Genomic DNA, 15,915 nt, shown 5'->3' with positions numbered 1-15,915 from the left:
GCGGCGCCACCGCCGTCGCCAACCCTCCGCAGCGTCAGTTGCCGCAACCGTCGAGCGCCGGTTCACCGCAGGCAATCATGCGTTGCACAGTTGCATTGCGCGGGTAATCCGTGTGTGCGCTGTTCGGCAGTTCCAGCAGCCCCAGATACGTAGGCGCGTTCGACACCACCACGTCGATGATCGGATAGGTGGCGCGCGCGGCGAACGGGCTGTTCACCAGGGTGTACGCGAGCACGTCGTTCGGATCGGTGAACGCCACCACGGTCGGCACATTGGTCGGCTTGCCGACGCCTTGCACGCGGTTGCGCTCGATGAGCGCCTGGATCGGATCGGCCGGGAAGTCATTCGGCCCGCGCGGCGCCATGCTGCCGTCGAGATCCATTTCCGCCAGCCTCAGTAGCGGCAACTGGTTGGCGCGCATGAACACCAGGGAGGTGCGGTTGAACACTTGCAACGCCGCCACCGACTGATCCGGCGTGCCGGCCAGCCTGAACAGGGCGTCGAAGGTGATTTTGCTGCCCAGGCTGTCCGTGATGAGCACCAGCGGCAGCGGTTCGGGCGGCACCTCGCCGCCGCCCGGCACCAGCGCCGCACCATTGCCAGCGCCCACCGCCTGCAGGATCGCTGCCTGCATGCGCCCGCTGATGGCCTCGCGCGCCTTGCCCTGGTAAATCACGGCGTCGGCCAGGCAATCGTCGAGCAGCTTGTCTTTCAGCGCACGGTTGAGCACTGCGCGCTTGTATGGATAGGCGGGCTGGTCCGCCGGACAGGTGGCCGACTTGTTGCTCTGGTCGTAGCACAGCTCGGCCTTGAGCGGCGTCGTCAGCGGCGACCACAGGAGCGCGTTGATGTTGACCGAGCCGCCCGCCAGCGGCACGCTCTGGCGGTACAGCACGATGCCGGTGTCGCCCACCTCGCTGCGCGACAGCGCCACCTGCGCCGTATCGCCGCCCAGGCCGGCGACCAGTTGCTCCACCGATTCCCTGGCCCAGGACTCGTCCTGGGTGCAGATGCCATGCACCAGCAGCACGTCGAGCGCGCGCTCCGGCTTGAGCAGGTTGGCCACGCCCGCAAACGTCGGCAAGGTGGCCGGCGTGGCGTCGACCACAGGGGTGCGATAGGGGGTGGAACAGGCAACCAGGCCAGCGAGCGTGGCCGACAGCACGAGTGTACGTTTCATCATCATTCTCCGAAAAATTCGCGGTGAACTTGAAACATACCCCTTCAGGCCGGGCCGTGGCCGGCTATCGGCACGCTCTTGGCCGCCCGTCAATCAGGCTGCTGCCGGGAGGATATTTTGTCAGCCCAGGCCGGCGAGGCGCGCGTTGCGTTCGCGTTCGAGCTTGGTGATGTACTTCTGCACGCTGGCAAGTCCGCCGCGCGAAATGTCGACAAAGGCGCAGCCGAGGCGGCGGTTGGTCTTGTCGTTGAGCAGGGTCAGGTCGACCGAGTTGCGGATCATCAGGGTGGTCTGGACCGCGCCCACGTCCGGCAAGTCGATGCGGCAACTGCTGTAGCTATGGCCGATGGTGCTGTCGAGCACCAGCTTGTTGTCGAGAATGGCGATGCCGCCGCAGCTGATATCGGACAGCGGAAACACATGGGTGCCGCCGCCCACGTCTTGCGGCAGGCGGATCACCACCGACACCGGGTTGCTGACCGGCGTGATCATGCGGTAGAACTCGCGCCGCTGCAGGCGGATCATGTGCTCCGGCAGCGGCATCACAAACGCCGGCGTGTCTTCGAAGGTGGTGGCCTGCACTTCTTCCGACGAGAACAGGATGCGGATCTTGTCGAGCGAGGTCTCGAACATGATCCGGCCGACGTTGGCGAAGCGGCGGTGCTGCTCGGGGTCGGCCGAGCCATCCAGGGTCACGGTGTTGTTGTCGGGATCGACATCGAGGATGGCCGAGACGCATACTTCGGTGCCGCGCCGGATGACCATGCGCACCAGTTGGCGTTTCTCGCCGATGCTGCGCAGCAGTGCGATGATTTCCTTGCGCGAGGCGACTTCAAAGTCGTGCCAGCTTTCTATATCGGAATCATTGGTTGATTGCATCTTTGTCTGCCGCTTCTTGTGGTCGGTCAATGAAAAGGGCTGCGTCCGGTGGGGCGGGCAGGGGGCCGCCGGTGGCTTGTGCGGCTTCAATATGATATAGCCAGGCCAGCAGTTCCGCAATCGCCCGATACAGGCCGGGCGGGATCTGGCTGTCCAGGTCCACGCCCATCAGCAGGGCCACCAGTTCTTTCGATTCGTGCACGAAGACCCCGGCATCCTTGGCGCGCTCGATGATCTGGGCGGCGATCAGGCCCTTGCCCTTGGCCACCACTTTGGGCGCCGGATCGCCATTGTGATAGGCCAGCGCCACCGCCGTGCGGGTGCGTGTCGGCGGCGCTTCAGCCATTGCCGGGCTCCTGGGTGCGGATGATCAGCGAGGCCAGCGCGGTGCCGGATACATCCAGCGCCGAGGTCAGTTCGCCGGCGCGCGCGCGCAGGGCCTCGCCGGTGCCGGCGCTGGCGGTGCGCAGTTCGATGTGGACCTTGTCGCCGCTGGTGACGATGGTCGCCTCGATCTCGCCGAGCAGGGGAAAACGCAGGCGCATGCCGCTGCGCCAGACCGGTGCGCTGTCATCGCCGGCGCCGCGTCCGCGCTGCTCGGGCGCATCTTTATGGATTTCCCATTGCAATTCCTGGCCTGGCGCCAACTGGCCTTGCCAGCTCACGCGCGCCTGTTCCTGGGTCGTCAGTTGCAGGTTGATGAGCTGGGCGCTGGCCAGTTCCGCCGCCGCCGAAGCTGGCTTGGCGCCCGGCGTGGCCATGGCTTGCTGCATCTGCGGCTCGCGCTGCAGTTCGCTCAGCGCACGCTTGCCGTCGGCCCATTCGGCCACATGCGATTCATAAAACACGCCGCTGCCGCTGATGCTCTGTTCCAGCTTGCGCGCCAGTTCGGCCGCTTGCGGCGCGCCATTCTTGGGGTCGATCAGGGGCGCGGCGCCGGCGATCGCGGGCGCTTTGCCGGATGGCGGATGGCCGATGTCGAGTATGCGCGCGAGCAATTGTCCGGTATTGCTGATCCTGGCCGGCAGGGTGTTGGCGTCGAGCGAGGGCAGGTCGGCGCTGGCGGTCATCGGCGACTTGCCGAGCAGGGTGGCGGCCAGGCTGGTGGCGCGCCCGGCCATATTGGCGGCGGCGGCGCCCTGGCCTTCCTGCGGCGCCGGCTGCGCCTGCGGCAGGACCGGGGGCGGGGCGGCCGTGCGGTCCGGCCCGGCCGCGCCAGCGGGCAAGGGGAGTTGGGGTGCGCCGGGAGCCTGGCCCGGCAACTGGGCCGGCTGGCCGGTGTCCAGGCGGAACTGGGGGCGCGGCGAGATCGAGATCAGGGTCATCGGCACCTCGGTGCCGGCTTCCGCCCCTTGGGGCAGGCTCATGCGGGCCTGTTCGCCCGCCACCCTGACCAGAAACGTGCCGTCGTTGAACCTGGACAGCACCGCCACCCGCATCGACTTGCCGACCTCGGTCGAGAGCGTGCGCGTGAGCGCTTCCTGGCGCGCGTCGCCGACCCCCGGGGTCGGGCGGCCCGGGTCGACTCTGCCGACCTGCCCCGGTCCGTCGGTACGCGCCAGCATCGCGAGGACGACTAGACGCCGCCGTAGGCGTTATTCAGGCGGCGCGATGTGCCGCTGCTGTTGATCATGTGCGACAGCTGCGCCATCCATGGCGTGGTCAGGTCGCGGATGGTGCGGTCGCAGGCCAGCAATTGCTTGATGATCGCCACTTTCTTGACCCGGCTGGCGCCGTCGAGCAAGATCTGCTGGTCGTTGGCCTGCAAGGCGCTGGCGTGCGCGCCCACCCGTTTTTCGAGCAGGCTCAGTTCATCCCACTCGCCGCTTTCGGCCGCGGTCACCATCTGTTCGGACAGGGCCAGCATGGCTTCATAGGTGGACAGCACGTCGTCATTGGTCATGGTCATGGACATCATTCAGGCGCTCACAAGGTTGGAGGTGCGGTTGGGCGCCATCTCGGACGCGGGCGTGACGGCAGGGGCGGCGCCGATGGCGTTCCAGGTTTCGCGCAGCTCGGTCAGCAAGCCCTGGATTTCCACCATGATCTCGATATCGTTTTTCAGGTTCGCCGCCAGCAGGCGCGCGCTCATGTATTCGTACAGCGCATCGAGGTTCTCGGCGATCTGGCCGCCGGCGGTTTTGTCGAGGCTGGCGCGCAAGCCATTGTCGATGATCTGGATGGCTTTCGAGATCGCCTTGCCTTTTTCCGGGATGTTGCCCGACTTCATGTGCATCAGGCCGGTGAGCACCGCCACCAGTGCGCCGTCGAACAGCATGACGATCAGCTTGTGCGGGGAGGCCGCCACGACACTCGTTTCCAGGCCGACTTTGGCGTAGCTGCTTGCGCCCCTGTTGGGAGATCCAAACATAATTAATGTCCTCTTTCTGTCGCTATCGGATGGTGCTGAGGGAGGCGAGCTGCTGCGCCAGGAAAGTGCTCGTCGAACTCATGCCCGAGAGCGTCACGTCGAGCGAAGAATACTGCTTGCGTAAATCTTTTTCGGTCTGGGTCAGGCGAATATTCAGGGCCGCGCGCTGCTTGGCGATATCGGCCAGGCTGGCGTTGATGCCGGCGTTCTTGCCGGAAATGGTGCCCTTGCTGTTGAGATAACTGTCGATCAGCTCGGTGAACTGGGCGCCGGCGCCTTTCGAGATATTCACGGTGCCGCGCTCGCCGATGGCGCCGCCGGTGATCTGGATCTGGATCCCGGAAGCGGTCGAACCGGCGTTGCCGGTCAGGTTCTGGCCGCTGCCGGTGGCGGTGGCGCCACCGATGGTGCCGGCCACGTCGAGCCCGTCGACCAGGGTCGGCGTGCCCAGCAGGCCGGCGGCGGCGTTGCCGCTGATGCCCACTTTCGAGGTCGAGCCGTATTTGTTCGAGGTGATCGTGAAGATCCCGTTTTCCTGCTTGACCAGCACCCCGGTGCCGCTGGTGGCGCTGGCGCCCGTCGCGCCGACCGCGCCGTTGATGATCGACTGCACGTGGCTGGCCAGGCTGGCCGCCGTGTAGTTACCGGCCAGCAGCGTGGCGGTCGAGGTCACGCCGTTGATGGTCAGCGACAACTGGTCGTTGACACCCTTGGTGATGCTGGTGTCGGCGGCGGTGCTGCCGGTGGCGCTGCCTTGCGTTGCCATCTGGCTGATCAGCACGCTCTTGGTGCCGACCGTGCTGTTGGTGGTGGAGCCGACAAAGCTGACCAGGCTGTCCGTGGTCGAGCCGACCGTACTGAGCAGCTTGGAAACACCTTCCAGGTCGGCATCCAGCGCTTTTTGCAGCTTGCCGCTGTCGAGCTTGAGGGAACCGTCGGCCTGGAACGACACGCCCAGCTGGCTCATGCTGCTGATGTCGCCATCCATGCCCGGCACCGGCGTGAAGAACATCTTGCGCAGGCTCGATTGCAGGTTGCGCACGGTGGCGTCGCCCAGCAGTACGCCGGCGCCTTTGCCCTCGCTGGCCTTGGGCGCCGTGGTCAGGCCGGCGATCGTCGTGTTCAGTTCGTTGTACGACTTGATGAAATTGTTGATCGCCGTTTTCGCGCCGGCGCTGTCGCTGGTGATGTTGACGGTGCTGGTGCCGACCTTGAGCGCGCTGATGGTCACGCCCTGGATCGCTTCCGAGACGTTGTTGCTCTGGCTGCTGATGGCCACGCCGTTGATGGTCAGCTTGGTGTTTTGCGCCGCGCTGTTCTGGGTCATGTTCTGGGTGCCGTCGGCGGCGTAGCCGAGCAGGCTGCCGATGGCCGGGTCGCCCGAGACGCCGATGCGCATGCTCGACGTTTCGCCGGTCTGGGCCGAGGTCAGCACCAGGCGGTTGGGGCTGGCGCTGCCGTCCGAAATGATGGACGCGGTCACGCCCACATTGGCCTTGTTGATGGCGTCGCGGATGCCTTGCAGCGAATTGTTGCTCGCGTCCAGGGTGACGGTGCGCGCCGAGCGCGTGGCGTCCTGGGCGAAGGCGGCGCCGGTGTAGGCGCCGTTGGCCAGGGTGCCGCCCGTGATGCTGCCGAATTCGAACGTCAGCGTGGTGGCCGCGCCGCTGCCGATCAGGGCGGTGGTGCTGGCCTGGCCGGCCGAGGTCAGTGTTTGCGCCTGCGACAGCTGGCTCACGTTGACGCTGTAGCTGCCCTTGACGGATTCCTTGCCGGCGCTGGCGGTGAGCACGCCGCTCTCGGACGAGGAGGCGCCGATGGTCTTGAACTTGGTCGGGTCGGCCAGGCCGGTGACGGCGGTCTGGAAGCCGTTCAGCGCACCGCTGAGCGTGCCGTAGGCCGCCAGCTTGGCGGTGTACGCCTTTTCCTTGTCCTGCATGGCGACGAAAGGCCGGCTCTCCGCCACCATCAATTTATTGACGATGTCGTTGACGTCGATAGAGCCGCCTGAACTGACGGATGAAATGGCCACGAACGCCTCCTGGTAAAAGCATGAATATACTAAGTTAACGGCATCTTCTATCCATACTTTAGAGGGGTAATCCGGTGCTTGTTCGGTTTATGCCCGGATTGCGCACGTTTCACGGGCTTTTTCGCCAATTCCCTCAAGCAACCTGGCTGATCAGCAAACCCTGGACTTTTTCCAGCGCCTTGCCGATTTCGAGCGCCTCCGCGCTGGGCATCTGGCGGATCACTTCCTTGGTGGTCTGGTCGATGATCTTGACCACCGTGCGCTTGCTGTCGGCGTCGACCGAAAACTCGATATTGCGCGACATCGCCTGCATCGCCACATTGATCCGGTCGACCACCTTGCTCACTTCGGCCGGGTCGGGCTCGGCCGCCTCTTTGGCCGGTTCGGTCTTGCCCGTCGCGGCGCTTGGCGCCGTCTTGAGGCCGGCGGCGGCGCCGCTCTCGCCGGACGCGGCCGGGCGCGGCAAAGGAGCGGCCGGCGTGTTCTCTAGTGGGCGAAGTTCCATGACCGTATTCCTTTAACGAAAATTCCCCGGCGCGCAAAAAGCGGCCGGGGAGTGCAGCGAAGCGGGGCTGGTTAGCCGCGCAGCAAGGACAACACACCGTTCGGCAGGGAGTTGGCCTGAGCCAACATCGCAGTCCCCGCCTGTTGCAGAATCTGGCCGCGGGTCAGTTTCGCGGTTTCCGAAGCAAAATCCGTATCCTGGATCCGGCTGCGCGAGGCGGACAGGTTTTCCGAGGTCGATTGCAGGTTGGTCACCGCGGTTTCGAAGCGCGACTGCAGGGCGCCGAACGAAGCGCGCTGGCTGTTGACGTTGGCCAGGGCCGAGTCGAGGATCTTGAGCGCGTCGGCCGAGCCCTTGGCGGTCGAGACGTCGATACCGGAAACCGTGTTGAGCGTGGCGGCGACACCGGTGCCGACCGCGTTCGAACCGCTGCTGCCGATCGAGAAACCCTTGTCCGAGTTCATCGACACATAACCCATCGAGGTCGAGGTGGCGCCGGTGATAACGCTGGCGGTGGTGCCCACGGCGCCGGCGGCGTTGATCGAGGCGGCGGTAACTGATGCCGAGGCGCTGTTGTTGGCCAAGGTAATGTTATTGCCGGCGGCGTTGGTCAGGATCAGGCCATTGTTGGTATCGTTCAACTTGGCGGTGACGCCGGTCTTGGACGACACATCGTTAAAGGCGCTGACCGCCGACGCCAGGCCGGACGCGTTCAGGGCGGCGCCGACGGTGAAGGTGACATTCGCAGGGGTGCCGGTATTGTCGGACGTGACGGCCAGCGAATACACGCCGGCCGCGGCCAGGGTGATCGCTTCTTCGGTCTTGGCCGAGGCGGTCACGCCGGTGGTGGCGGAAGCGCCGTTGATGGTCGAGGCCAGCGTTTGGGCGGTGTCGGTGGCGGCGACAGCGATGCTCGAGGTGGCCAGGCCTTGCAGGGCGAAGCTGCCGACGCTGTAGGCGGTGGCGGTGGTGGCCAGGGTGGCCGGCGCCGTGGTCGACACTTCATTGTTGCCGTAGTTATTGGTACGGAAGTTGGCGGTGGTCGCTTGAATGGTCTGGCCGGCGTTGGCGCCGACCTGGAAGGTGGCGGTGCCGAAGCTGCCGTCGAGCAGTTTCAGGCCGTTGAATTCGGAGGTCTGGGCGATCCGGTCCGCTTCCGACAGCAACTGGCCGACTTCGGCCTGGATCGCTTTACGGTCGCCGGCGGAGTTGGTGGCGTTGGACGACTGGACTGCCAGTTCACGTACACGTTGCAGGATGTTACCGGTCGATTGCAGGGAACCTTCGGCCGTTTGCAGCATGGACACACCATCGTTGGCATTGCGCTTGGCTTGGTCCAGGCCGCGGATTTGCGACGTGAAACGCTCGGAAATGGCCAGGCCAGCCGCATCGTCCTTGGCACTGTTGATACGCAAACCGGAGGACAGGCGCTGCAGCGAAGTCGCCAGGGCGGAGCCGGAAGTGGTCAGGTTGCGTTGTGCGTTCAGGGACGAGATGTTGGTGTTGATGACGCTCATGGTAGTGCTCCTTGCAATTACTATTTATTCATGTTGGCTCCGTGCCGTTTGCCTTGGTCTGCCCCTTTTCTGCCGGGACAATCACACCGCAGTCCTTATATGTAACGGATTGCGACCTGGAAAGTTTAGGGGGATTTTGGGTGTATATTTTTTGTTTTGGGCCTCAAGGCGTGACAAGGCACGGCGCTAGACGACAGCGTTTTCCTGAACTTGAGGGCAATAAAAAACTATTTGGCAGCGCATGAACGAGGCCAGGGAGTGAATAACCGGGCATTGCGCCTCGGCGGGATTGCATGTACTACAAGGAATTTACTGCCACAACGTACTGCTGAGATAAAATTCCCCAGCCAGCCAGGGGCCGGCCGGGGAAGCAAGGAGCTTGCTGGCTGGTCGATTAACCGCGCAGCAGGGACAACACGCCGTTCGGCAGCGAGTTAGCCTGGGCCAACATCGCGGTACCTGCCTGCTGGAGGATCTGGCCGCGCGTCAGTTTGGCTGTTTCCGAAGCGAAGTCGGTATCCTGGATCCGGCTGCGCGAAGCAGACAGGTTTTCGGACGTGGACTGCAGGTTGCTGACAGCGGTTTCGAAGCGCGACTGCAGAGCACCGAACGAAGCGCGCTGGCTGTTGACGTTGGCCAGGGCCGAGTCCAGCACTTTCAGGGCTTGCGATGAACCCTTGGCGGTCGAGACGTCGATACCGGAGACGGTATTGAGCGTGGCGGCGGTACTGGCGGCAATCGCAGTCGAACCGCTGCTGCCGACCGAGAAACCCTTGTCCGAGTTCATCGACACATAACCCATCGAGGTCGAGGTAGCGCCGGTGACAACGCTGGCGGTGGTGCCCACGGTGCCGGCCGAGTTGATTGCCGCTGCCGTGACCGTTGCTGCTGCACTATTGTTGGCCAGGGTAATGTTGTTACCAGCAGCATTGGTCAGGACCAAGCCGTCGTTGGTATCGTTCAGCTTGGCGGTGACGCCGGTTTTGGACGACACATCGTTAAAGGCGCTCACTGCCGATGCCAGGCCGGACGCATTGGTCGCTGCGCCGACGGTGAAAGTAACGTTGGCGGCAGTGCTGTTGTCCGAGGTGACAGCCAGCGAATACACGCCGTTTGCAGCCAGGGTGATCGCTTCTTCCGTCTTGGCCTGGGCGGTCACGCCGGTGGTGGCGGTGGCGCCGTTGATGGTCGATGCCAGCGACTGCGCGGTATCGGAGGTGGTGACAGCGATATTGGTCGTGGCCAGGCCTTGCAGGGCGAAGCTGCCGGCGGTGTAGGCGGTGCCGGTGGTGGCCAGGGTCGTAGGCGCTGCGGTCGCTGCTTCGTTGTTACCGTAGTTATTGGTACGGAAGTTGGCGGTGGTAGCCTGGATGGTCTGGCCGGCATTCGCGCCGACCTGGAAGGTGGCGGTACCGAAGCTGCCGTCGAGCAGTTTCAAGCCGTTGAATTCCGACGTCTGGGCAATACGGTCGGCTTCCGACAGCAGTTGACCAACCTCAGCCTGGATCGCTTTGCGGTCACCAGCGGAGTTCGTTGCATTCGAGGACTGCACAGCCAGTTCACGTACACGCTGCAGAATGTTGCCCGTCGATTGCAGGGAACCCTCAGCCGTTTGCAACATCGACACGCCATCGTTGGCATTGCGCTTAGCCTGATCCAGGCCGCGGATCTGGGACGTGAAGCGTTCCGAAATGGCCAGGCCGGCGGCATCGTCTTTAGCGCTGTTAATACGCAGGCCGGAAGAGAGGCGCTGCAGCGAGGTCGACAGTGCGGAAGCCGAAGTGCTCAGGTTGCGTTGTGCATTCAGCGATGCGACGTTGGTGTTGATTACGCTCATGGTATTACTCCTTGCAGATACTACTTATACATGTTGGCAACTTGCCTTCGCTTTGGTCTGCCCCTTCGGTCCGGGACAATCACACCGCAGTCCTTTTTTGTAACGGGTTACCAGCCGGAAAGTTTAGTGAATTCAGGCAGGTATATTTTTTATTTCGCCCCTCAAGCACAGCGCCATCGGGGCGCTTGACGGCAATGGGCGCCAGAACTTGAGGGTAAAAAAAGCGAAATTTCGGGATTTTTTGGGACTGTGGCGCTGGCTGCGCATGGCCTCAAGCATGTGTTTTTGATAAAAATGCGATGGCCGCACAAAGCGACAAGCAAGGGAGACGCTGTAGTATCCTGCTCATATTGCCCAGAAACATTGATTATTTCGGAATACTTACATGGATGACAGCGACACCACACCCGAGCAGGAAGCTGCGCGCATCAACGTCTTTGCCCACATGGCGCTCGGGATCGGGGTGATGTTGCCGCTGGTGGCGGCGCTGAACCGGATTGGCGACATCGAGCTTGCCGGGCGCTTCCTCGGCGCCAGCGCGCTCGGGGTGTTGATTTTGCTGGGGCTGCTGAAATTGATCCTGAAAGACCATGCGCCGGTCGGCATGGCCTGGGCCAAGCTGGGAATCGGGATCGTGCTGGTCGTGTTGGGGATCCGGCAAATCAACAGCGCCGAGCGCGACCTGCACGCCATCAAGCAGGCGGCGCGCCAGGTCGTCGCCACCATGAACGAGAAGGAAGACCCCGAGCCGGCGGCGGCGCCCGCCGCCAGTGAGGAGGCGCGCCAGATCGTGGCGGTCGTGAACGGCGTCAACGCCTTGCTCAAACGGCAGATGGCGCAAACCGATTTGTTGAATAAAGAGTTCGACAAAGTCGACATGGGCGATACGCTCACGCCGTCGAGCCTGACGACGCGCGCGGGGATCGACGGGTCGCGCCGCAAGCTGGTGCGTTTTGGCGAGCTGATCGGACAGCGCGACCGGCTGCTCGCCGATTCGGTCGCCGAGGGGCGGCAGTTTTTGCTGACGGCAAAAGTTCCGGAGCACTATCGGGCTCCCGCATTGGCCAACGCCACCAAGGTGGCTAAACAGACCCTCGGCCTGAGTGCGGAATTGTCCGCGGTGCAAAAGGAATTCATCAAGCAGATGAGCGCCATGCTCGACTTTTCCCAAGCGCAGCTTGGCAGGACGGTGATGCAGAAAGGCGATTTGATGTTTGCCGGCGAGCGTGAGCTTGCCACCTACCGCAGACTGGCGGTGGCGATCGACAAGACCGGCGCGCGCGAAGAAGCCATCGTCGCCAGATTCAATGCTCATGTTCAACAACTGAAAGACAATGCTAACAATAAATTCAAGACGCTCTGAAGCCCGCGCTTCACGCCAACACCGGGGTCTGACCTCTGACTTGAAACATTGTGGCATCAAGCAAACCTCCTTGGCCGCGCGCGCGTGCGCGTCGCCTTGTCGGCTTGTCGAAACCGCCGTTACTGTGAGTTCAACACCACAGACTGTGAAATGTTTCGAATCAGAGGTCAGACCCCGAATTACGCGAATTACGGCACGTGGTGCAAAAAGAGTTCATCAAGCAGATGAGCGCCATGCTCGACTTCTCGCAGTCGCAACTAATTGGTTTGACTTGGCCCTAATCGGACCCTAAAATTGGGGTGGATTTAGTTCTTCAGGAGCGGAGGCCATGGCTGATACAACGGTGCTGACGTTACGCGAAGCGGCGTTCGTGTTCGGCGACTCGCTTAAGAACATCTCCCGCACCGTCGATGAGCATGCGGGGCTTGCGGTGACGCTCACGCGGGGCAAGCGCAACGTTCGGGTCCTGCGCATGCCGGATCTGATCTATCTGCAAGCACTCAACGACGTCGGCCACTTGCTGACTCCTCAAGGCCGGCGCGCCCTTCATGAGGCATTGCTGAGTGGCCGAAGCGCGAATCAGGTCATCGTCGGCGGCTTTTCACTTCCCCTTGCGCAGTTGCGAAACGAGGTCGTAAGGCGGCTCGGCACGCTCAATCGCTTGAAAAACAGCGTTGATGGCAATCCGGACGATCCACTGATCAAGGGGACGAGCGTCGAGGTGTATCGTATTTCGGCGCTGCTCGACGGTGGCGCTGAAATCGATGCTGTGCTGCGCGACTACCCCGGTCTCACCCGCGCCGAAGTGCAACTTGCGAGCGATTATGCGCGCGCCATTCCCAAGAAGGGAAGGCCGTACCCGAAGATATCGTTCAAGCGCGCAATCGTGACGCTGGGCCTGGATGCACTCGATGAACTGGCGGTAGAGGAGTGAAGTATGTTCTCGACACCAACGTCGTGAAGCGAATCGGCAGTGCGAACCGCAATGCAAACGTCGACAAATGGATGGCAACGGTCAACGATTCTGATCTCTATCTTACCTTGATGACCCTTCAAGAGGTGCAAAAAGGTATTGAACTGCTGAAAAGGAAATCGGATCCGGCTAAAGTCCTTGCGGCACGACAGATAGAACAAGATTTCGACAAAATCCTCTCCGTTTTCAATGACCGTATTCTTCCCTTGGACGCGTTAGCGGCGCGCGAATGGGGGCGCAGACTGGCGCGGCACGGGACGAAAGAGGCGAATGACCTGGCGATCATTGCGATCATCGCCATGCATGGCGATGCGATTGCTGTCACGCAAAATATCAGCGACTTCCGCCATCGTGGCATTACCGTGATTAATCCATATGACAATCCGCCCAGCCTGTTTATTGATCCGGAAACTTAGCTTTCAGGCGATATACCAACGCTGTGGCAGACGCGTCATGAAAACGATCAGCCCCTTGCGTCGGCAACAAACTCCACGAACGTATGATCCTCGCCCGCCAGTTCATCTTCAATGATAGGGACGATACGTGCCCAGTCGCCTCCGGCCGACCGGCGCCGATCTTCGCGCCAACACCGGGGTCTGACCTCTGACTTGAAACATTGTGGCATCAAGCAAACCTCCCTGGCCTCGCGTGCGTGCGCGTCGCCTTGCCTGCTTGTCGAAACCGCCGTTACTGTGAGTTCAACACCACAAACTGTGAAATGTTTCGAATCAGAGGTCAGACCCCGAATTGCGAGCGCAACGTTCGGATCCTGCGCATGCCGGATCTGATAATGTTTCGAGTTAAAGCTCTGACCCCGGTTGAAAAACGTTTCAGTGGCGGAAGAAGTCGTCGATCAGGGGCCGCTTGGCCGCTTTGATGGTCAGTTCGCCCGCCGTGCCGGCGAACACCATGCACTCGCCCGGCGTGTCGCGGTTGATCACGCCCGTGCCTTGCGACACCGCCGTGTTGGCGCCAATCCGGCAGCGGCCGATGATGGCGCTGTTGGGATACATAATCACGCCATCGCCCAACACCGGGGCCACGCCGTGGTTCTTGCCGACCGTGCAATTTTGGTACAGCACCAGGTAGTTGCCATACGTCGCCTTGGCCAGCACGATCCCCACCGAGTGCCCGATGAAAAACACGTCCGGCATGGCGATCTCGTAAAACAGGTCGATGCCGTTGAGCGCCTTGTTGAGCAGGAACAGGCGCGTCGCTACGCCCAGCGCTTCCCCGCCACGGTCTTCACGCCAGATCGTATTCGATAAAAAGTACAAATACTGGCAGTACTGGCTTGAATTCAAGTGATTGAATTGCCCTTGCGGCCACATTTTCACCTTGTCGATGCAGGCCTGCAGCCGCGCCATGGTCGCGTCCCAATGGTGCGCGATGATGCCTTGCAGCACGGTCGGGTCCATGCCCGGAAAAAACGTGCCGACCTGCTGGCAGGTGTACTGGATCAGGTGTTCGTGCGCCATGCCGTGCCTAAACCGGCGCCTGGTAGCGCATGTAGACCAGCGCCGGGGCGTCGTCGCCGGCCGCCGGGTCTTCGGTCCAGGTAACTTGCCCGCCGGCGCTGCTGCTGGCCAGCGGTACACGCTTGACTTCACTAAAGCCCGCCTTCCGGTAAAACGCCACCGCCGGGTTGTCGGAGCGCACCCGCACCCAGGCATCGGGCAGGCCCAGGCCCACGCGCGCCCAGTGCAGCAGCGCCTGCAACGCGGCCGTCATCAAGCCCTTGCGGCACTCGCCGCCGCGCACGATGGCGTCCGCTTCCACGTAACCCTTGTCCCAGTCGATGAAGCCGAGTCCCACGTGCCCGACCGGGCGGCCGTCGAGGGTGTCGACCATGAACAGGATCTTGCCCGGATCGTGCGCGACCGCCGTGGCCAGCCAGTTGGCGGTGCGCGTTTCGTGCGCATCGAACTCGGTCAGGAACGATGTGACGAAGCGGTTGCGCCATTCGCTGAGCAGGCGCGCATCCGTCAAGTTGATGTGGGCGCTGGCGGTGGCGATCGGGCGCAGCAGGGCTTCGACCGGCCGCCCCACGGGGATCACCAGGTCGGCCCCGGCGCCGGCCGCCAGTTTGTAGGCGGCAAACAGGGCTTGCCCGTTCATGCCGCTCATGCTGTTTTAGCCGCGAAATACATCCCGATCTGGCGGCACACTTCGTCGACCAGGGCCAGGTCCATGCGCGAGTGCAGCGGCAAGGACAGGATTTCATTGCCGACCCGGTCGGTCACGCTGAGGTCGCCCGCGCGGCAGTTTTTCCACAGCGAGAACCAGTGCCCCGGTTGCCAGTGGATGCCGGTGTCGACCCCGTTGTCCTTCAAAAACTTGCGCAGCTCGTCGCGGTCCCCGGCCGGCACGCGGATGTAGTACAGAAAAGGGTTGACGTCGTTAAAGTCGGTCAGCGGCGTGCGCACCTGGTCGATCCCGGCCAGCAGGGCGTTGTATTTGATGCAGGCCTCGCGCCGGCTGCTGGCGATCAAGTCCAGCTTGGAGAGCTGGGCCAGTCCGATGGCGGCGTGCATATTGAGCATGTGGTAGCGGTAGCCGACGCGCTCGACATCGAAGGTCCAGGCGCGCTGGTTCTGGTACATGACCGAGGCCGGCTGCTGCATGCCGAGCAGGCGCAGTTCGTGCACCATGGCCAGTTCTTCCTTGGTCTTGACGACGATGGTGCCGCCGTCGAGGCAGGTGATGGTTTTGACCGGGTCGTGGCTGAATACGCAGATGTCCGAAAAGCTGCCGACCGGCTTGCCCTTGTAGTGGGAGCCGAAGGAGTGCGCGGCGTCATGGATCACGCGCAGCTTGTGGGTGGCGGCAAATTCGGCAATCTCGTCATGATCGCAGAGGATGCAATCGTAATCCATGACGATAATGGCTTTTGTCTTGGGCGTGACGAGCGTGGCGGCTTGTTTCATGTCGATCGCCAGGGTCTCGTCGAGGCAGTCGCAGAAGACGATCTCGGCCCCCACCCACGAAATGGCCTGGAAGTCGGCCGAGCAGTTGAACGAGGACACGATGACTTCGTCGCCCGGGCCGACGCCGGCGATCAGCAAGGCCACGTGCAGCCCGGCGGTGCCGGTACTGAGGGCGGCGACGTAGCGCTCTTCGGTGCCGAGGATTTCCTTGACCTTGTTTTCGAACCCGGACACGTAACTGCCCATGCCGAGCCAGCCCATTTCGAGCGATTCACGGCTGGCGTCGATTTCTTCTTTTTCGATCAGCGGCTTAAAAACGGGAATCATGGCG

At 62.7% G+C, this 15,915-nt stretch carries 16 protein-coding genes; 3 read left to right on the top strand and 13 right to left on the bottom strand.

Going from position 1 to position 15,915, the window contains the following annotated elements:
- Positions 1–34: 34 nt before the first annotated feature.
- The 10 genes from F0185_RS28935 to F0185_RS28890 form a co-directional block, all read right to left on the bottom strand.
- Positions 35–1,180 (bottom strand): hypothetical protein, encoded by a 1,146-nt coding sequence (locus F0185_RS28935; protein WP_167230948.1) that lies wholly within the window; start codon positions 1,178–1,180, stop codon positions 35–37.
- A 120-nt stretch (positions 1,181–1,300) separates the two neighbouring features.
- The gene (locus tag F0185_RS28930; protein WP_167230945.1) at positions 1,301–2,059 is read right to left on the bottom strand and encodes a flagellar brake protein; all 759 of its coding nucleotides are present in this window, start codon (positions 2,057–2,059) and stop codon (positions 1,301–1,303) included.
- Positions 2,043–2,405, bottom strand: coding sequence for an EscU/YscU/HrcU family type III secretion system export apparatus switch protein (locus tag F0185_RS28925; RefSeq protein ID WP_167230942.1), 363 nt, complete (start codon positions 2,403–2,405; stop codon positions 2,043–2,045). Before F0185_RS28925 ends, F0185_RS28930 begins: the two co-directional genes overlap by 17 nt.
- Positions 2,398–3,624, bottom strand: a complete 1,227-nt coding sequence (fliK, locus tag F0185_RS28920; RefSeq protein ID WP_167230939.1) for a flagellar hook-length control protein FliK — start codon at positions 3,622–3,624, stop codon at positions 2,398–2,400. The genes F0185_RS28925 and fliK overlap by 8 nt, the downstream gene beginning before the upstream one ends.
- A gap of 11 nt (positions 3,625–3,635) precedes the next feature.
- Entirely contained in the window at positions 3,636–3,968 is a 333-nt protein-coding gene (locus F0185_RS28915; RefSeq protein WP_229477250.1) for a flagellar protein FliT, read from the bottom strand.
- Between the two features lie 9 nt (positions 3,969–3,977).
- The gene (gene fliS / locus F0185_RS28910) at positions 3,978–4,430 is read right to left on the bottom strand and encodes a flagellar export chaperone FliS (RefSeq protein ID WP_166895882.1); all 453 of its coding nucleotides are present in this window, start codon (positions 4,428–4,430) and stop codon (positions 3,978–3,980) included.
- A gap of 22 nt (positions 4,431–4,452) precedes the next feature.
- On the bottom strand, positions 4,453–6,462 hold the full coding sequence (gene fliD, locus F0185_RS35520; protein WP_167230936.1) for a flagellar filament capping protein FliD: 2,010 nt from the start codon (positions 6,460–6,462) through the stop codon (positions 4,453–4,455).
- 133 nt (positions 6,463–6,595) lie between these two features.
- Positions 6,596–6,967, bottom strand: a complete 372-nt coding sequence (locus F0185_RS28900) for a flagellar protein FlaG (protein ID WP_167230933.1) — start codon at positions 6,965–6,967, stop codon at positions 6,596–6,598.
- 71 nt (positions 6,968–7,038) lie between these two features.
- Positions 7,039–8,484 (bottom strand): flagellin N-terminal helical domain-containing protein, encoded by a 1,446-nt coding sequence (locus F0185_RS28895; protein ID WP_167230931.1) that lies wholly within the window; start codon positions 8,482–8,484, stop codon positions 7,039–7,041.
- 394 nt (positions 8,485–8,878) lie between these two features.
- Positions 8,879–10,321 carry a flagellin N-terminal helical domain-containing protein gene (locus tag F0185_RS28890; RefSeq protein ID WP_167230928.1) on the bottom strand — a complete coding sequence of 481 codons (1,443 nt, stop codon included), beginning with the start codon at positions 10,319–10,321 and terminating at the stop codon, positions 8,879–8,881.
- Between the two features lie 385 nt (positions 10,322–10,706).
- On the opposite strand from F0185_RS28890, the gene F0185_RS28885 reads away from it, so the two are divergent.
- The 3 genes from F0185_RS28885 to F0185_RS28875 all read left to right on the top strand — a co-directional run bounded on the left by F0185_RS28885 (position 10,707) and on the right by F0185_RS28875 (position 13,073).
- Positions 10,707–11,684 (top strand): hypothetical protein, encoded by a 978-nt coding sequence (locus tag F0185_RS28885; protein WP_167230925.1) that lies wholly within the window; start codon positions 10,707–10,709, stop codon positions 11,682–11,684.
- Positions 11,685–12,012: 328 nt separating this feature from the next.
- Positions 12,013–12,618, top strand: coding sequence for a DUF433 domain-containing protein (locus F0185_RS28880; RefSeq protein WP_167230922.1), 606 nt, complete (start codon positions 12,013–12,015; stop codon positions 12,616–12,618).
- Entirely contained in the window at positions 12,615–13,073 is a 459-nt protein-coding gene (locus F0185_RS28875; RefSeq protein WP_167230919.1) for a PIN domain-containing protein, read from the top strand. The genes F0185_RS28880 and F0185_RS28875 overlap by 4 nt, the downstream gene beginning before the upstream one ends.
- Positions 13,074–13,487: 414 nt before the next feature.
- Here the strand turns inward: F0185_RS28875 and F0185_RS28870 are convergent, their stop codons facing one another.
- The 3 genes from F0185_RS28870 to F0185_RS28860 are packed head-to-tail and all read right to left on the bottom strand — an operon-like array spanning position 13,488 to position 15,911.
- The gene (locus F0185_RS28870; protein WP_229477249.1) at positions 13,488–14,135 is read right to left on the bottom strand and encodes an LbetaH domain-containing protein; all 648 of its coding nucleotides are present in this window, start codon (positions 14,133–14,135) and stop codon (positions 13,488–13,490) included.
- Between the two features lie 7 nt (positions 14,136–14,142).
- Complete coding sequence (locus F0185_RS28865) at positions 14,143–14,784, bottom strand: GNAT family N-acetyltransferase (protein WP_167230916.1); 642 nt, start codon at positions 14,782–14,784, stop codon at positions 14,143–14,145.
- On the bottom strand, positions 14,781–15,911 hold the full coding sequence (locus F0185_RS28860; RefSeq protein ID WP_167230914.1) for a DegT/DnrJ/EryC1/StrS family aminotransferase: 1,131 nt from the start codon (positions 15,909–15,911) through the stop codon (positions 14,781–14,783). The genes F0185_RS28865 and F0185_RS28860 overlap by 4 nt, the downstream gene beginning before the upstream one ends.
- Positions 15,912–15,915 lie beyond the last annotated feature (4 nt).

Origin of the sequence: Massilia rubra (assembly GCF_011682065.1) — a bacterium.
GTDB classification, from domain to species: Bacteria; Pseudomonadota; Gammaproteobacteria; order Burkholderiales; family Burkholderiaceae_D; genus Telluria_A; species Telluria_A rubra.
The sequence above is the reverse complement of the archived record's forward strand: the minus strand, read 5'-3'. Positions and strand labels throughout refer to the sequence as shown.